General features: G+C 39.5%; 13 protein-coding genes. 9 read left to right on the top strand and 4 right to left on the bottom strand.

What is annotated here, in order from left to right:
- On the top strand, window positions 1-111 hold the full coding sequence (locus U3A58_RS21830; RefSeq protein WP_416377297.1) for a JAB domain-containing protein: 111 nt from the start codon (window positions 1-3) through the stop codon (window positions 109-111).
- A gap of 191 nt (window positions 112-302) precedes the next feature.
- Here the strand turns inward: U3A58_RS21830 and U3A58_RS10110 are convergent, their stop codons facing one another.
- The 4 genes from U3A58_RS10110 to U3A58_RS10095 all read right to left on the bottom strand — a co-directional run bounded on the left by U3A58_RS10110 (window position 303) and on the right by U3A58_RS10095 (window position 8,967).
- Window positions 303-1,736, bottom strand: coding sequence for a DUF1593 domain-containing protein (locus tag U3A58_RS10110; RefSeq protein WP_323823302.1), 1,434 nt, complete (start codon window positions 1,734-1,736; stop codon window positions 303-305).
- Between the two features lie 252 nt (window positions 1,737-1,988).
- Window positions 1,989-3,362: a nucleoside hydrolase-like domain-containing protein gene (locus U3A58_RS10105; protein WP_323823301.1), complete on the bottom strand. Its 1,374-nt coding sequence runs from the start codon at window positions 3,360-3,362 to the stop codon at window positions 1,989-1,991.
- 358 nt (window positions 3,363-3,720) lie between these two features.
- Window positions 3,721-4,932 (bottom strand): pectate lyase, encoded by a 1,212-nt coding sequence (pelA, locus tag U3A58_RS10100; RefSeq protein ID WP_323823300.1) that lies wholly within the window; start codon window positions 4,930-4,932, stop codon window positions 3,721-3,723.
- 135 nt (window positions 4,933-5,067) lie between these two features.
- Window positions 5,068-8,967 (bottom strand): hybrid sensor histidine kinase/response regulator transcription factor, encoded by a 3,900-nt coding sequence (locus U3A58_RS10095; RefSeq protein WP_323823299.1) that lies wholly within the window; start codon window positions 8,965-8,967, stop codon window positions 5,068-5,070.
- 602 nt (window positions 8,968-9,569) lie between these two features.
- On the opposite strand from U3A58_RS10095, the gene rhuM reads away from it, so the two are divergent.
- The 8 genes from rhuM to U3A58_RS10055 all read left to right on the top strand — a co-directional run bounded on the left by rhuM (window position 9,570) and on the right by U3A58_RS10055 (window position 17,736).
- Window positions 9,570-9,731, top strand: coding sequence for a RhuM family protein (gene rhuM / locus U3A58_RS10090; protein WP_323823298.1), 162 nt, complete (start codon window positions 9,570-9,572; stop codon window positions 9,729-9,731).
- Window positions 9,732-10,679: 948 nt separating this feature from the next.
- Window positions 10,680-11,606: a quinolinate synthase NadA gene (gene nadA, locus U3A58_RS10085; RefSeq protein WP_323823297.1), complete on the top strand. Its 927-nt coding sequence runs from the start codon at window positions 10,680-10,682 to the stop codon at window positions 11,604-11,606.
- Window positions 11,607-11,611: 5 nt separating this feature from the next.
- A complete protein-coding gene (nadB, locus tag U3A58_RS10080; protein ID WP_323823296.1) occupies window positions 11,612-13,195 on the top strand; it encodes an L-aspartate oxidase in 1,584 nt (527 codons plus the stop codon).
- 45 nt (window positions 13,196-13,240) lie between these two features.
- Window positions 13,241-13,885 carry an ABC transporter permease gene (locus U3A58_RS10075; RefSeq protein ID WP_323823295.1) on the top strand — a complete coding sequence of 215 codons (645 nt, stop codon included), beginning with the start codon at window positions 13,241-13,243 and terminating at the stop codon, window positions 13,883-13,885.
- Between the two features lie 554 nt (window positions 13,886-14,439).
- Entirely contained in the window at window positions 14,440-15,141 is a 702-nt protein-coding gene (locus tag U3A58_RS10070; RefSeq protein WP_323823294.1) for a Crp/Fnr family transcriptional regulator, read from the top strand.
- A gap of 323 nt (window positions 15,142-15,464) precedes the next feature.
- Window positions 15,465-15,707, top strand: a complete 243-nt coding sequence (locus U3A58_RS10065) for a heavy-metal-associated domain-containing protein (RefSeq protein ID WP_323823293.1) — start codon at window positions 15,465-15,467, stop codon at window positions 15,705-15,707.
- 285 nt (window positions 15,708-15,992) lie between these two features.
- On the top strand, window positions 15,993-16,880 hold the full coding sequence (locus tag U3A58_RS10060) for an SRPBCC domain-containing protein (RefSeq protein ID WP_323823292.1): 888 nt from the start codon (window positions 15,993-15,995) through the stop codon (window positions 16,878-16,880).
- Window positions 16,870-17,736 (top strand): VOC family protein, encoded by an 867-nt coding sequence (locus U3A58_RS10055; protein ID WP_323823291.1) that lies wholly within the window; start codon window positions 16,870-16,872, stop codon window positions 17,734-17,736. Before U3A58_RS10060 ends, U3A58_RS10055 begins: the two co-directional genes overlap by 11 nt.
- The last annotated feature ends 21 nt before the right edge of the window (window positions 17,737-17,757 follow it).

Genomic DNA, 17,757 nt, shown 5'->3' with positions numbered 1-17,757 from the left:
ATTGACCAAAGGCTAGCGGAAATCGGTCGTGCTTTGGATCTTCCAATTGTAGACCATGTCATTTTGAGTCCGGAGGGTTATTTTTCTTTTGTAGATGAAGGGGAGCTTTAGACAGAAAAATAAAAAGGTAAATTTAACAAAAAGGTAGTTTTTGTTTCTGTGTAAAAAACGAAGGTTTTTTACACAACGACTGCTTGTCAATTTAAAGGGTGCCGATCCTTTCGACCCTACAATGGGTACAGAAAGCTAAAAATGAACTTCTGGCACTCACTTAATGCATCCAATTTTTTGGGGAATTATTATTATTCTTCTGCATTCACTGTTACAATCACCCGCTTGTACTGGGTAAGTGCTGGTATGCCATTATCCGTTACTGCAAGTATAATATGCATTGTACCTGGCCTCCCAAATTTTTGGGGAACAACGAAGGAGGCTTTATTTTTGTCGGCATCCTCTATCTTCAGGGGATCACCGGTTCTGGCTGTTGACAAAGTGAACGTGCCAATTTCACCATAATAAAACCATTGGTAAGAAAGCTGGTTGCCATCTGGGTCGCTGGTTCCTTCAGCGTTCAGGTTAACCTTTTCTCCCGGCTTGGCCGTAATTTGCCAATCATGACTAAGTTTAGGTATAGGCGGGTGATTGGCTTCTTCATAAGGCTTGATGGTCCAGTCCATACGGGCTGCAAAATCGTTTTGAAAAGCTTTGCGCCAGCGCCAGACGGTTGCTTTGTTGCTGGTATGCCAAAAACCGTCAGCACCCATTACTTCATCCTGCGCATTGCTCCAGAGCGGACGGTTTTCGGGCTTTAAAAACCATTTTTCTGTTCTGGGCTGGTAAAACTCATAACGGCCACCCCAGCTACCCCAATCAGGATGTTCAGGGTTTCCAAGTCCGTTATTGACAAGGTATAAAAAACTAGGTGTATCGCCTTCCATTAAAAACTTTGTATGCGGATACTCTGCCCCAAGCGCCCCTTTGCTCCGAACATGCTGATCAAGCCAAGGATTGTCTACAACAGTAAAGTTGCCTCCGGCAAAACGCCCATGAAAATGGTCGCCGCTTATGCCTGTCCAGGTGGCGTTGTGGTAGCCACCGTAAGAATGAAAGCCAGGACTAGCAATGTAAAAAAGATCAGGAAATGTTTGTCTAATCCAGGGGCCGCTATCATCCTGATCAGATATGGTATACACCCGCAGCTTAGAAACAAATTTATCCACCTCTTTCGAAGAACGTGTATTTTTCACTTTCCAAAGCGCTTGCGCCAGACAGTTAGGCCCTCCCCAAACCAACACCCATAGAGGCCGCGAATCATTTTTATCAACAGTTTGAATTATTAAATCCGAACCAGGGGAATCCATTCCTTTACCCACTGCCTGCATTCCATAATCCGCACGCCCTTCCCGTACAACAGAGCGTAAGTATTCTGCTGTTGGATAACCCTGCTCATGTTTTAATAGGTTAGGCTGCACTTTAGCATAGGCATCAAGGATTTCGTGAATGCGCCAGGTAGCCAGTTTATTTTTTTGATGCACGGACGTAGTTGCCACCAGCCCTTCTATATCCCACTGATTGGAATAAGTAAGGAAACGCACCATGGATTGTGCATCATCTGGTTCATTCTCTATATCAGTAAGTACCAACACCTTTCGTCTTTCATTTTCTTCAGGTACCTGCGCAATTGCAGGTATTAGGGCTATCAAAAGAAGCAAGGCAGTAATTCTTAAAGATTTCATACAAAGTTTAGTTTCAGATTATCACGTTAAATTATTATGTAAAAAAAAGGAAGTATTAAGACAGCTAAAAAACTGCATATATCATTATACAACCTGGATGATACAAGCTGCATGTAGAAATAAGAGTTTAAAATCCATAGCTGTTTTCATATTTCGTACCTAAAAATTTATACTTGACTGGAATGCAGGTGCTAATTTTTAGCTTGTAAAGGTCCATGTTTTGTAAGTAAAGCATGGTCAGTTTAAATTTAGTTATTTGGCCTTCGACACGCCTCCTACCTTTGTCCCAGACAACCATGACAAGCGCTCTGCCCAATCTCTTAAGTAATCTTTTCGCCATCGGGCTATTGTCTTTGCACCTTGATGCCCTTCGGCATACTGCTCAGTATCCTGGCTGTCACTCCACCAATTTCTCAGTGAAACAATATCATCCTGATTCAATTCTCCCGGCCAAGGATCAGTACTGGTAAACTGACCTTTTCTTCCGCTAAGCTCTGCAATATGACTATGCACCTGATAGCTCCATTTCCCTATTGACTTCGGGACAAACCTCGCCCTGTATTTACCTTCTCCTTCGTAATATCCTTCAAACCTTTGTCCGGAAACCTCCAGCCACAAAGCTGGTTCATCACTAGCGGGTCCTCGGTCCGGCCCCTGCATTACCCACTCGATCATCCCGAACACCGGCACCTCATCGGTTAAAGTAGTTTCCCGATTAAAAATCCTTCTGGAACTGTGTTTTAGTGGGATAAAACTGCCACCCCAACTTTGGCTGCCTGGCTCCTTCGGCGTGCCCTGTAGCAGATAAGCCATTGAGGGAGTGTCTCCCATCTTAATTTCTCCGTCATAGTAATTAATAAAGTCGTCCCCCATGGCGCCTGCACCTTTTATATGATGTTCATAAAAAGTTTCATTATCAAAGCCAACCAGTGAGGCATCGTCAACAAACCATCCTCGATAAGTGGCATTTGCCTCTATCATCCAAAGGTCCGGGAAATTTTGTACCACATAATTATAAGCTTCTGCACTCCATTTTTTATTTGGCCCTCCAATCCAGTATACACGCAGCACATCTGCTATCTCCGGCGCATCGTGCAGGGCCTGGGCCAGGTCTTCTAAACCTCCCCACACCAATACCCATAGAGGCTTTTTCGCCTCTATTCTGGCACACTTAATTATCCATTCTGAGCCTTCAGTAGAAGTAGCCCAACCTTTTCCGGGCGCTCTATTCAGGGCGCCCTGCTTAACCACTTTTCGGAATTCATCTGCTGTAGGAAATAGGTTGGAATGTGCAACCAGCTTTGGATAATCTTTCTCATAGAGATCTAAAATCTTGAAAATATGCTTTGTGCGCCCATTGCCGAAAGGAGAAGATATCAATCCCTCTGTCTCAAACCTGTCAGCATACATCAGATAATGGATAAGTGACTGATAATCGTCATCATCAGTACCACCAATATCAGAGCTAATAATAACCCGTGGGCGATCACTATGGACAGTAGCAGTATCAGGCTCAACATTGGATAGCCTGGCCTTTTGTGAAACTTGTTCTGCACACGACAACAATATGCACATAGTTGTAGATGCCGTCAGGAAGAGCTTCAGAGAAAATGTTCTTTTAATCATAAACTAGAATGACAATGGGTTTCTTTATACGGGTTAACTAAATCTGATAAACATCATAGACGTGTTCCTATTATACATGTTACTGCTGTCTATATTGTATTCCATCCGCAGGTCAAAGCGGTGGTCCATGTTTTTTTGAATGTCCGTGTTTTCTTCCGAATATATCTGGCCCTCGTTGGAAGGCAATACATAGTTCCTGACCAAAGATCCCTCGCCAAAATTTCTGAGGTTTCTATATTGGTAATTTGCTCTAATCTCCACTTTTCACCCCATCCATCACTGAAGTTAATTTCCTAGGGCATTGGTGTTGTTAATTCCATCCTGGGTACTGGTTCACTGGCTGTTAGGATCAATCCAATCATCTCGATGAAAGATTTTGTTTTGACTTCCACTTCGGGTACTCTTCCTCCAATAGGGAGAGAGGCCATGACCCGAACCAGGAATAGCCTACCTGACGCTCATGTTCAATTTCCGAGTAATGGTATTTGATTATGCCGTCACGACCGGAAAAAATGGGAAGATTGGTTTCGATCTCATAAAACCGCGCCCACATTGGAGGGGCATTGGGATCATCCACAATAAAACGCTCGTATCCCCGGTGAACATCCGGATTTTCTTGTTGTACCAGTCTTTTCCCATGAATTGCAGCATCTTCAAACCATTTTACAGCACTTTCAACAGCTTCTATCACAAGTGGTGATGGATTTTCGATTTGCATTAAATACCGAGTGATATTTACACTTTCACTTCCACTTATTGAAGGGTGCTCATAACTTCGAGCTCCGGCAGGTGTGAAATTATCCTTATAATATTGAGTACACCAGGCCCTAAGAGTCCCATTCACTTTGATTTGGGTTTCAAGTATAACATCTAACCCTTTATCTAGTGCTTTTGCAATGTTAGCTTTTCGCTCGTTGTCGATAAACTTATAGGGCGGTTTTTGAACTGAAATGTCTTTTAATAGACTCATCACTCCAATCATTGCATTGTCATTAAAGGTAATATGCTCAGAATATCCCTTTCGTATTGGGTAATATTGAGGCCAGCCGCCGTTGGGATACTGGGCTTCCAATAAATAATCCACCCCCCGAAGAAAAGCCTCCCTGTAACGCTCATATTCGGTCGCATCATATGCACTGGCCAAGTACTGCATTTGGGTATAAGTAGCACCGTTGTCGATGGTGATGTTGCTGAGTGTGGTTCCCCCGGCGGCTTGTTCCTTCCGGATGCTGTCTTTATCCGCCTCACTCAGCACTTGTGCCATGTTTATATTTTTCGGCCATCCACCAGTTGGGTGCTGGTAGAGCAATACATTGTCTGCTATTCGAATCGATTCAGAGCTCCTATACCATTTCACATCTTGCTCAAGAGCTTCATTCCAGTGAATTGGGTCCACTGACTGCCCAAACGACCTGCCACCGGAGAAAAAGAAAATAATCAAAAACAGCGCAATGAACTGTGTTTTTAAATTTTTAACACTATCTATCCTCAAATGTGTAGGGTCGATAAAGAAGAAGTCCCTGAGAAGTTTGTCTTTATTTCTGAAAATATTGACTGATGTAGCGTTCATTGTTTTCTCGTTATTTATATTGTCAATGATTGGGACAAATATGAAGTTTTGTTTTGGAAGGGTCATTTACGGATGTTCCAAAAACAATAACGGAGGTTTCAACCTACTAAAAATCTACTGAAAACGGTAATTATTTTATTCGGATGTGTTTTCCATGAATTCACTTGGCGATACTTTAAAATGCTTTTTGAAAGTATTGCTGAATGAACTTGGTGTAGCAAATCCTGTTTTGTATGCTACTTCTGAAACGGTAAAATTCCCGGATTTCAATAGTTCGGAAGCTCGCTTCAGACGGATGGAATAAATCAGTTCGGAAGGAGACATGCCCACAAGGTATTTGAGTTTTCTAAACAGTTGGGTCCTGCTCATCCCAACTTCCTTTGCGAAGTCTTCCACGCCAAAATGCTCATCTTGAAGATTTTCTTCTATTATTTTGACGCAAGAAGTCAAAAGTACTTTTTCCGGGTCGGGTATGTCGACCTCAGAAGGATTCAATTGGGCCTCCCTGCTGAATCTTTCTTTCAGCAATTTCTGGTTTTTCAGAATACTATCAACTTTTGCCATTAGCACTCTGGGATAAAAGGGTTTTGTGATATAGGCATTTGCCCCCGATCCAAGGCCCTCCAGCTCATCTGAGATGGAACTTTTTGCGGTAAGCAGGAGTACAGGAATATGGCTGGTTTTGAAATTTTTCTTTAGCTCGGCGCATAAATCATATCCGTTCATTCCTGGCATGAGCACATCGCTGACGATCACGTTGGGTTGAGGGTATTCCATGGCTATTGTAAATCCTTCTTCACCATTTTTTGCGATGGATACTTTGTAGTCCAATGAAAACAGTTCCTGGAGCATGGATAATATTTCGATATCATCCTCTACGATCAGAATATGGTCTTCATATGATGATTTAATTTCCTCCTTAAATCCATTTTGGGATTCAAAGGGTTGAGCAAGGTCTGGATTGAAATCATTTGGGTAGGAAATAGGTTCCAGTAAAGAAAGAGTAACCATGAAGTGGCTACCTTTGCCTTTTTGGCTTTTTACTTTAATGGTGCCCTGATGCAGTGCGACCAGATTTTTGACCAAGTCGAGCCCTAAACCCGAACCGCTGGCAAACTCGGATCCTTGTTCGGATCGGTAAAACCGATCAAAGATGTGGTCCTTGTCGGCAGTTGATATTCCGATGCCATCATCAATGACATCAATCCTCAACTTCCCATGCAGCCCGGGATATAAGGCTTTTTCCAAACTGATTCTTACTTTGACACAACCTGATTTTGGAGTATATTTGATGGCATTGAAAATCAGGTTTTTTAGGACCTTTTCGAATATTTTTTTGTCGATCCAAAGCTCCTCCTCTATGCCTTCGGTTATTAACACATAATCAATGTTCTTTTCCGCAGCCGCAGGGTCCAAGTCATTGAATATCTCAGAACAAAGGGCAACCACGTTGGTTTTGGCTGGATTGATCTTCTGGGAACCCTCTTCTATTCGTTTGAACTGCATCAGTTCGTCAACTAGTGAAAACAAAGCATTGGCAGAGCGTTTGATGATGTTTCCGTGCTTTTTCAACTCATTAATGGTCAATGGTTGATCTCCGGAAATCTTTTCAGCAGATGGGATCATAACCGTAAGAGGAGTCCTAAGTTCATGTGAGATATTGGTGAAAAACCTCAGTTTGTGCTGAGTTAGGAGTTCAGACTGCTCTTTTTCATATTTTAATTCCTTGAGCTCACGTCTTTTATTAGATCTAAAAGATAAGACTTGGTAGGTTATGTAGCCAAAGGCTATGGCTAACAGTAAATAACCAATTTTGGCCCAGATCGTGAGCCACCAGGGTGGAAATACGGTGAAATCAATGGACGCTACATTTTCTGACCAAGTGCCTGAGGCCCCTGCTCCTTTTACCATGAAAGTGTAATTGCCCGGGTCGAGGTTGGCATACGATACCCTATGGTTATGGCCTGGCTGAACCCATTCTTCATCTACTCCCGTCAGCTTGTAGGTGTAAATGTTTTCTGCGGGTGAAGAATAATCATCAATAAAGAATTCAAAAGTCAAAGGAGTTCGAAATGGAAACTGATAATTGCTTTCCTGTACCCTTTTTCCTGAACTTAAAGGCTGAGTTATCGATTTGATGCTGACTTTTGATGGAGGCCTTTTCCCCAATCGGTCGTTGGGGTCATAGGATAGGACGCTATGGTCTCCCCCGAAAAGCAACATGCCGTTTCTGGTTTTCAATACAGTGTGTATCCCGTAAAGCCCATATTCATTTCCGAACTTTGACAGCTCTCCGTTATTTGGGGAGAACCTGTAAATATTTCTGTGTGTCACCAACCAAAGGTTGTTCAAGTTATCCTCAGTAATACTGTAGATACTTCCTTCAATCATTTCGAAAGGATACTGTTCAAAATCATTTACTCCGTTTTTGAATCTGAATAAGCCACTTTCCAAAGTACCGATCCAAATATTTCCTTTTGAATCTTCTGTGATGGATCTTATGTATTTTTCTGAAAACCGAGTTTTGTTTTTCACAACCAAATCGTTGATCCATTCAGTATGGTTATTCCTTAAATTATGCTTAAATAGGCCGTGTTCCTCGGTTCCGATCCATAAATTTTGCTTTTTATCTATATAGAGAACCGATATCGGCTCAACGAATGGATATGCTTGATTTTCGATCTTGAATGGCTTAGCAACACTCGTGATGTTCTCCAGAAAAAACACGCCTTCTGAAGTACCAGCCCAAATTCCCCCGTTCTTGTCCGACTCCACGGACCTTACCGGAGGCATGTGATTATTTGTAAATGTGCCGGTAGTCGGGCTAAATAAAGTAACGCCATGTGTAGTTCCTATCAAGATTTCCTTGTTGGAATTCACTTTAATGGATTGTATACGATTGGTACTGAGGGATAATCTTTCTTGCGGATCTTCTCTATAGTTTTTAAAGCTCCTAGTCTTAGAATTATACATTGCCAGTCCCGAGGATCTAGATCCGAAATAGATATTGCCATCTTCGTCTTCCGCTATGGTATTTATTCTGTTGTCACTAGACTGGGGCGGAGGTGTGTCAAATGGGGCAACAAGGTCGATATTTTCATTTTTACCGTCATATATATTCAATCCCTTGCTTTTCATGGCAATCCAAATGAACCCCATACGATCTTCAAAAATGGTGCGTACCTGGTCGCCCTGAAAACCGCCCTTCAATAAATCCCGAGCATCTAAAAACTCATATTCTGACCCTTTCGCTGTGTATATAAAGGCTCCCGAAGATACAGTGCCTATCCAGATTCTTCCTTGGCTGTCGGTCAACAACGTGTTAATGTTGTTTGACGGAAAGTGCTCCTTCGGATCCAGATTAGCATTAAATGATGTGAATATTTGAGTTGACGGATTAAAAAGGTAAAGTTCTCCACTGCTTAACCAGATTTGACCGTCAGGACCCTCTGTGATGGCAGAAACATTCAATGCTTGGTTTTTAGAGATTTGGCTCAAGTGTGAAAGAAAACGGTAACTTGAGTCCAATAGAAATAGTCCCTGATTGGTGCCAACATAAATGTTTCCGGATCGGGCTTGGCAGATCGCCTGTACCTCCATCTCCTCAAAGAGCCCTAGAGTAATACGTTCAAAAATCCGATTTCCACGATATATGCAGAGCCCTTTGGCAGTACCGATCAAAAGGTCTGAATTATTGGCGAGGAAAAGATTGGTTATCCTGTTGTCCGGCAGATCAGTGGCTTGGGATGATGCAAAGAACTGCTCGAAACGATTGTTTTTATAATTCGCAGGGTCAATTTTTTTTTTGTTAAGACCATGATCTGTTCCTATCCAAAGGTTATTTTGGGTATCCGCCTGAATGGACCAAATTCGATTACTGGATAGTGAGGTTGAATCTTCTATATCCTGGCTAAAAACCTCATAGTTTCGGCCGTCATAGGAAACCAGTCCTTCTCCTTCATTGCCAAACCACATCAGACCGTTTTGATCCTGAGAGATAGCCATAACAAAGCCACCGGGCAACCCGCTGTTCATGTTATGATTTTTAAACCTTAGCGTACTTGGTAAAGTATGTCTGGATGACACAGTATCCCCTACATAGAAGTTTGCCCCCTGGCTTGTTCGGGATTGGAAAATAAAACAGGGCATGATAAAAACCATGACCAATAATTGTTTTAAAACTGAATTAGTTACACTGAGCCTTCTCATTTATCGCTAATTTGTCAATAAAGATTGCAAAAAGGAATTTATAATGAGAAAGATGGCCTCAGGCGATGAATTCTACTATCTCTTAAAATGAATTTATGTGACTGAGACAAAGGTCATTGTGATGATTTTAGGTGCTTATGTCCATTAAGGTGATAAGTAAAGCCCCCTTCAATCTGGATAGAACAAGTGATGCGGTCTAAAATTTTCAAGCTGGGTTTATTTTTAAACTAATAGCCGAAGAAAATCTTTGACACAGCAAAAAGAAAAAATGGTGAATATAATTTGTATGGGTCAGGCAAAGTTTGACGAGGATACAGTCTGGCTGAATCAAAGGCAAATGGCAGCTTTGTTTGAAAAAGATTCAGACACCATTAGTTTGCATCTGAGGAATATTTACAAAGGAAAAGGAGTTGGAAGAAGGTTGGCGAATGTTTAGGTGGAAGGTGAAATTCTATAACCTGGATGCGATTATTTCGGTCGGTTATAGAGTGAATTCCAAGCGAGGGATTCAATTCCGCCTATGGGCAACTAAGCGACTTAAGGACTATCTCATACAAGGCTATTCCATCAGAAAAAAAAAACTTGTTTAAAAGCAACAGAAAATTCAGACACTTAAAGATGGGATAAGATTCCTAGGTAGAGTCATCGAGCGAAAAGCCGGGGATCAAAATCAGTTTTTCTAGCCGTTTTTCATGAATCATACCTGGGATTTAACTTTAGAAGTTACTTTGTGAACACACTGTGTGCATAAAGTGATTGATGAAGTGCAAAACATTCAGTTGGTGGTTTTGCACTTAAGAAAGATTGTCAGGCAGCAAAAAGAAAAAGGCGGGATGCTTCGATCGTACGATTCGTACGTCTCGCACACTTCGTGCCGTACGAATTGTTCGAGGTTGAAATGAGAAACGATTCATATGAATTTAAATTTCGAAAGCTGAGAAAAATGATGGTTCGATTTCTGAATTGCGCAGCTGAAATTCTAGAGATTTTTGGTGCTAAACATCAAAAAGAAAAAAATTTCATTCAAAATTCAAACCTCTCATACAGCTCATAAACTTTGATTTTATCCGAAAAATCCAAGACTGAATTAAAATCAATTCAAATAAATTTAAAATTTTTCATGCAAAATGAACCTGTCCCCCTTTTTGTCCCACTTTGGCCATAAAACCCTATAAATCAAGCGTTTTTAGTAGTCCTGTTCCCGCTACAAGAAACCCCTTATACGTAAAGTATTTGGGGTTTTCTTTTTTTTGGTAGCCATTTTATTCTCTGAAATTGGCATTTCAAATTTACCCTCAATTTTTCTATAAGATGCTCTTGTTCGCTAAAGAAGAACTTCACTTTAGTTTTGAAGATCTTAGCTTTTTGTAGGATAAATTCCAGGGATGCAGAAGTTAAAGTGTTTTAGAGGTATTTCATAGCCTTTGTATTGAGTTACAAATCCATAAAAAGATTCTTTTGTGATTACTAATGATATTTATCACCGTATACGTTTTTTAATACTCCTATTTTTAAATTCTTATTAAGACGGGATAAAATTGGATTTAACACAAAAAATTATAGCTCTCAAGAAGGAGAAGAATGCTGTCATACTCGCGCATTATTATCAACGGCCAGAAATACAAGAGTTGGCAGATTATGTGGGAGATAGCCTTGGATTGTCTCAAAAGGCTAAAGAGATTAATGCTGAGATTATCGTTTTTGCCGGAGTGCATTTTATGGCGGAAACGGCAAAAATTCTTAATCCTATCAAAAAAGTGGTTTTACCGGATTTGAATGCGGGATGTTCTTTGGCAGATTCTTGTCCTCCGGGAAAATTTGCTGATTTTATTTCCTCATATCCCGATCATACTGTAATCACATATATCAACTGTTCCGCGGAGATAAAAGCGATGAGTGATTTGGTCTGTACTTCCTCCAATGCTTTAAAAATAGTGAATTCTGTACCAGCAGGAAGGCCTATCATTTTTGCCCCTGATAAAAACTTAGGTAAATATGTCATAAAACAAACAGGAAGGGAGATGATTCTTTGGGATGGTAGCTGCATTGTGCATGAGGCATTTTGCATAGATAAGTTATTAGACCTCTATCAAAAAAATCCAGGTGCTGTAATTATAGCACATCCTGAGTCCGAGGAACACATATTGAAAACGGCGGCTTATATCGGCTCTACGGCAGGGATGATAAATTATGTAAAGGATCATCCAGACAGTAAATTTATTGTAGCTACTGAGGTAGGAATTCTGCACGAAATGAGAAAAAAGGTACCGGTATCAATATTAATTCCTGCACCAATAAAAGATGATAATACTTGTGCTTGTAGCGAATGCGCTTTTATGAAGGTTAATACCCTTCAAAAATTGTATGACTGCCTTCTGCATGAAAGCCCAGAAATAAAAATTTCTGAAGATATCAGGAAAAAGGCATTGGTGCCTATAGAACGAATGTTAGAACTTTCAATTTAGAACCTATGATCGTTGCAGATTATCTCGTGGTAGGTTCAGGAATAGCCGGGTTAACGTTTGCTGTGAAAATAGCATCAAAATTTGATGATAAGACAGTTTGCATTGTTACGAAGTCAGATGAGGATGAGTCGAACACTAAATATGCTCAAGGCGGAGTGGCGGTAGTTCTGGATTTGAAAGAAGATACTTTCCAAAAACACATAGAAGATACTTTAAAAGCTGGAGATGGTCTTTGCGATTTGGAAGTTGTAAGAATGGTTGTCGAAGAGGGGCCAAAAAGAGTAAAAGATTTACAAAATTTGGGGGCTCAATTTGATCAGAATAACAAAGGGGTATTGGATCTGGGTAAAGAGGGAGGCCATTCACAGAATCGTATTGTTCATCATAAAGACATAACAGGGTTTGAAATCGAAACTTCTCTATTGAAGCGCATCCATCAGTTGACCAATGTAACCTTACTTAATCACCACTTTGCAATTGACTTAATCACAGAACATCATTTAGAGACAGATATCCCAGATAATATTTCTTGCTATGGAGCCTATGTGCTAAATCAAAAAACAGGAACTGTTGAAACCATCACAGCTAGTGCGACCCTATTAGCAACAGGAGGAATTGGAAAAGTATATGGGCATACCACAAACCCAAGCATAGCTACAGGTGACGGTATTGCAATGGCTTATAGGGCAAAGGCAAATATCTCTGACATGGAATTTATTCAATTTCATCCTACCGTTTTATATGATGCCGGCAGTGGACAATCATTTCTTATTTCTGAAGCAGTAAGAGGATTTGGGGCATATTTGAGAAATGAACGGGGTCGACGATTTATGTTGGATTATGATGAAAGAGGAGAGCTCGCATCACGTGATATAGTTGCTCGAAGTATTGATAATGAGTTGAAAATAAGCGGAGAACCTTGTGTATATATAGATTGTACGCATCTCTCTATAGAGAGATTTAAAATTCATTTTCCAAATATTTATAATGAATGTATTTCCAGAAATATTAATGTTGAAAAAGATTGGATTCCAGTAGTACCTGCATCGCATTATGTATGCGGTGGGATTGTGGTAGATAAAAGTGGCAGAACTTCCATCCGCAATTTATTTGCTTGTGGAGAATGTTCAAGAACAGGATTGCACGGTGCTAATAGACTTGCCTCAAACTCTTTACTAGAAGCACTGGTATATGCCCATAATTGTTATAAATATTTAGGTACTCATCCTTCGGTATTGACTTCGATGGATGTCCCTGATTGGAATACTAAAGTCACTAGTGATAATAAGGAGCATATTCTTATAGAACATAGTATAAAGGAATTACAACTCTTAATGAGGGACTATGCAGGGATTGCAAGAAGTAATGATCGCCTCCTGGTTGCCTCAAGTCACTTAAATAAAATTTACAAAGAAATAGAGACTCTTTATAAAACCTCAACATTGAATACACAGGTCTGTGAATTAAGGAATATGATTAATGTGGCCTATTTGATAATTAATCAATCGTTAGAAAGAAAGGAAAATAGGGGAGGGTATTTTAATATTGATATTAATGAAGCTTATAAGGTCAGGAAACAATATATCTAAATATATTTCTTAAATAATGACCTTTCTAAAGCCGTCATTACCTTAATGAATGTAATTACAATTTTAGTACCTCTCATCGGTACCATATTTGGGATAATGTATTATTATAATTCTAAAGAGTTTACAGAATTATTGCTTGCACAGCCTATTAGGCGCTCATCTATTTTTATAGGGCAATACCTAGGAGTCGCTTTGTCCCTTTCTATGAGTTTGATTATTGGTTTGGGTATTCCTTTTTCACTTTATGGGCTATTTCAATCTAACGAAATATGGGACTTTATACTATTACTCGTAACAGGAACATTTCTTACCTTGATTTTTACTGCACTGGCCTTTAATATTGCCTTGTACAATGAAAATAAAATAAAAGGATTTAGTTATGCTATTTTGCTTTGGTTATTTATGGCTGTTATTTATGATGGTCTTTTTTTAATGTCACTTATCCTTTTAGAGTCTTATCCACTCGATGTCTTATCAATAGGAGCTACAATGTTTAACCCAATCGATCTATCACGCATTCTAATTTTGTTGAAGTTAGATATTTCCGCATTATTAGGTTATACGGGGGCTGTTTTTCAAAAATTTTTCGGTACAGCTTTTGGTCTTTTAACATCACTTTTGGCTTTATCAATTTGGGTAATTATTCCTTTACTTAATATATATAATAAATCTAGAAAAAAAGATTTCTAGGATCTCCATTTTTTTATTATATGTCATTGCTGGCATGTTAACTAGCATGAGCAACATATATTTTCTAGGCATGCTGTTCTTTTGATATAGTATTCTTTTAGTTTTGTGAGTTTTCATTCATAATGTTTCTTTATTGATGAAATCAAGCATGTCGCAGGTGACACACGCTGGGATGATTATCAACTCTGCTAGATTCCATCTGACGATTAAAAACAAATTATAAACATATGGATGGGTGTGAAAATTAATTTTGAAGATCTGAATTTGGATTAAACGGAATAGTATTAAAAGAACATTCTATCCTGATGATGAAAAGCTAATATCCTAGGCTCTTGTGATATTTCTTATCCTTTTTTTTTGTGAAGGCTTATACTTCACTTACATTTATAGAAGTTATATGATTTTCTTCAATGCTGTCAGTTGCTGATAAATAGCAGTTCGAAAGGTGTAAAATCGTCCTTAGACCACTTTTGGAGGTGACATTGAATTTCCGCTTATTCCTACATTTTAATTTGATTTGGGTGGAAGGCACAAATACAGTTAAATAGACATTTATGGGATATCACAGCAATAATAGATGTGAGAATTGTATTATAAAACAGCTCAATTCATTGAAAGCTCTGAGTACTGAGGAATTAAAAAATATTTCTGATAGTAAAGTTACCAAAAATATCAAAAAAGGCGAGGCGCTCTTTAAAGAAGGTGAACGGTTAAATGGTGTTTTTTGTGTTCGAAGTGGTGTTTCTAAATTATTCAAAATGAGTGATAATGGTAAAGATCAAATTGTAAAAATTGCGGGAAAAGGTGAAATTTTGGGGCAACGTTCTGTAATTACGGAAGAGAAGACTAATTTGAGTGCAGTGGCAATCAATGACATGGAGGTATGCTTCATTCCAAAAAACCATTTATTGGATAATATCAATAACAATGTAAAATTTACAAAGGCAGTTCTAGTTCAAATTGCAGATGATTTAAAATTTGCGGCTGATATTATTGTGAATATGGCACAAAAGACCGTAAAACAGCGTATTGCAGTGACACTTCGTTACCTCGAGGGAAATTTTGGTACTGACACTGAGGGATACATTACCATGACTCTTACACGTGAAGACATAGCGAACGTGGTGGGAACAGCCAAAGAGGCTTGTATTCGCACCTTAGCAGTTTTTAAAAAAGAAGGCTTGATAAGTACTGATGGCAAACGGATTAAAATTGAAGATGATAAAGCACTTCATAGATTAAGTGAGGGGCTATGAATTTGGGAGCTTATGCTTTTCAACTCTTTTGTACTTTAATCTAATCTTTTGAAATGCGATTAAATATCCCAGTATCTGCCTCATCAATATTCTCCCTAACTGTGGTAATAGTATTATTAGCTTTGTTGCGTGTTTCAATTTTTTAAAAAACCTACCTCACTTTTTTGTTAATCTGTCATATTATTCTTAGTTGAGGTTCATCGCTGCTTTAGTCTATATTTCATTATTTAAAATGTCTGCCTAAATGGCGGATAAAGATGATATATATCATCTCATATTATCTCTTGTTTATCTAGGTTTACCTTAGAGATTTATTATTAATAATGAGAGCAACAGTAATTATAGAGAATTTGAAATGTGATGGTTGTAAAAATGCCTTGCAAATCAAGCTGTCTAAGATAAAAGGTGTCTCAAATGTTGATATAAATGTTTCCAAAAGCAGAGTAAGTTTTGATTATATGACTCACAATGTAATGGAAGGGCTAAGAGCTGAGTTGAGAGATATGGGATATCCTATTACTGAAGATCCTGCAATAGTTTCGAACGACAAGAATTCTAACCATTGAACTTTTACGCTGAGGGTGCTGATTCTGACCCGTCATAGCTTTCGTGCCTATTCCCGCTACTACGGATCTTGTTAGAAAGTCATTCACTGCTGAGAAACAATACTGTGGATTGGCAATCACCTGCAAAACAGAGCACTCCGGAACTAGGATAGCGATATTTTTCATAACTTGGATTTAGCATTTCCTGTCGCAAGCTACCCCACATTAGTCTGAATTGAGCAGGATAAATCGAAGTGGAACTTAATATATTTGTCAAGAAAATTTTTATAATCAAATCCGAAAACCATGACCACAACTCAAAAAACCAAAATCACAGTTAAAACGACTGTAAATGCACCATTAGAAACAGTTTGGGATTATTTCACGCAGCCAAAACACATCATGCATTGGAACAACGCCTCACCCGATTGGCATACGCCAAGAGCAGAAAATGACCTTCTGCCTGGCGGAAGCTTCACTTTCAGAATGGAAGCTAAAGATGGTAGTATGGGCTTTGATTTTGCGGGTGTTTACCAGGAAGTGGAGCAGCATTCTTTGTATTCATACATTCTGGAAGATGGTCGTCATGTGAAAGTCACCTTTGAAAAAGTGCCAGGCGGAGTTGAATTGACAGAAATTTTCGATGCTGAGACGAGCAATCCCGTGGAAATGCAGAAAAATGGCTGGAAGGCAATCCTAGACAATTTCAAAACCTATACTGAATCTGAAGCGAAATTGGTCAGGTTACATTTTGAGATTTTGATCGAAAAGTCTCCCGCTGAGGTCTATAGAATCATGTTGGAAAAGCCATCTTATGAGGAATGGACGGATGTATTTTCTCCAGGATCTACCTATATAGGTACTTGGGAGAAAGGAAGTAAAATCCTCTTTGTGTCTTTAGGTGAAGAAGGCAATCAAAATGGTCTTGTGAGCAAAGTTATTAAAAACATACCTAACAAACATGTGGATGTAGAGCATCTTGGGGAGTTGAAAGAGGGCGTCGAAATTATGGAGGGGAAGGAAGTAGAAATGTGGAAGGGGGCTCATGAGAAATATACCTTTGAGCCAAAAGGTGGCGATACCTTACTCTTGATTGACTTGGACTCCACAATGGAATTCGATGAATATTTTACTGGCATGTGGCCAAAAGCACTTGATAAGCTCAAAGAAATCTGTGAAAGAAATGGAGAGTAATCCCACTAGCATTCTTAGTAGTCCCATCCATCCCTGCTTGTGGTTTGATGGCAATGCGAAAGAGGCCGCTGAGTTTTACTGCTCCGTGTTTTCGGACTCAGCGATCCATCAGGAAAATCCAATGGTGGTGACCTTCGAGGCTGCGGGTCAAAAATTTATGTGCCTCAATGGTGGCCCCGAATATATGTTTACTCCGGCTATTTCATTTTACACCATTGCCCAGAGTGAAGGAGAAATTCAACTGCTGTGGGATAAATTGATTGAAAACGGCAGAGCGCTAATGCCTTTGGGCACTTACCCTTGGAGTGAAAAGTATGGTTGGCTGCAGGATAAATTTGGCATTACTTGGCAACTGACTATCGATAAGCCCGAGTATTCCGATCAAAAATTCATTCCTGCCCTGTTGTTTTCTGGGACTAATTTTGGCCAAGCCGAGGAAGCAATCGACTTCTACTCTAGCGTATTTCATAGTTCGACTACCAAGTTAATTTCAAGGTATGGGCCCGATGATCCCAATGGGCAAGACGGGACTGTCAATCATGCCCAATTTGAACTTAATGGACAATTGTTTGTGGCTATGGACAGTGCAATTGTGCATAATTTTGAATTCAGCGAAGCGTTTTCCTTTGTGCTAGAATGTAAGGACCAAGCGCAGATAGACTATTACTGGGAGAAGCTTTTAGAAGGAGGAAAAGAAAGTCAGTGTGGCTGGCTCAAGGATAAGTTTGGAGTTTCTTGGCAGGTCGTACCTGAAATCCTTTCTGAATTAATGTCTGATCCAGCCCGATCCGGGCGCGTAATTCAGGCTTTTATGAAAATGAAAAAGTTTGATATTGAACAGTTAAAAAACGCTTAAAATGGCGTTTTTTAACTTTTT

This window comes from Algoriphagus persicinus, assembly GCF_035156415.1.
Classification (GTDB): Bacteria; Bacteroidota; Bacteroidia; order Cytophagales; family Cyclobacteriaceae; genus Algoriphagus; species Algoriphagus persicinus.
This window is presented reverse-complemented; position numbering and strand designations above follow the sequence as displayed.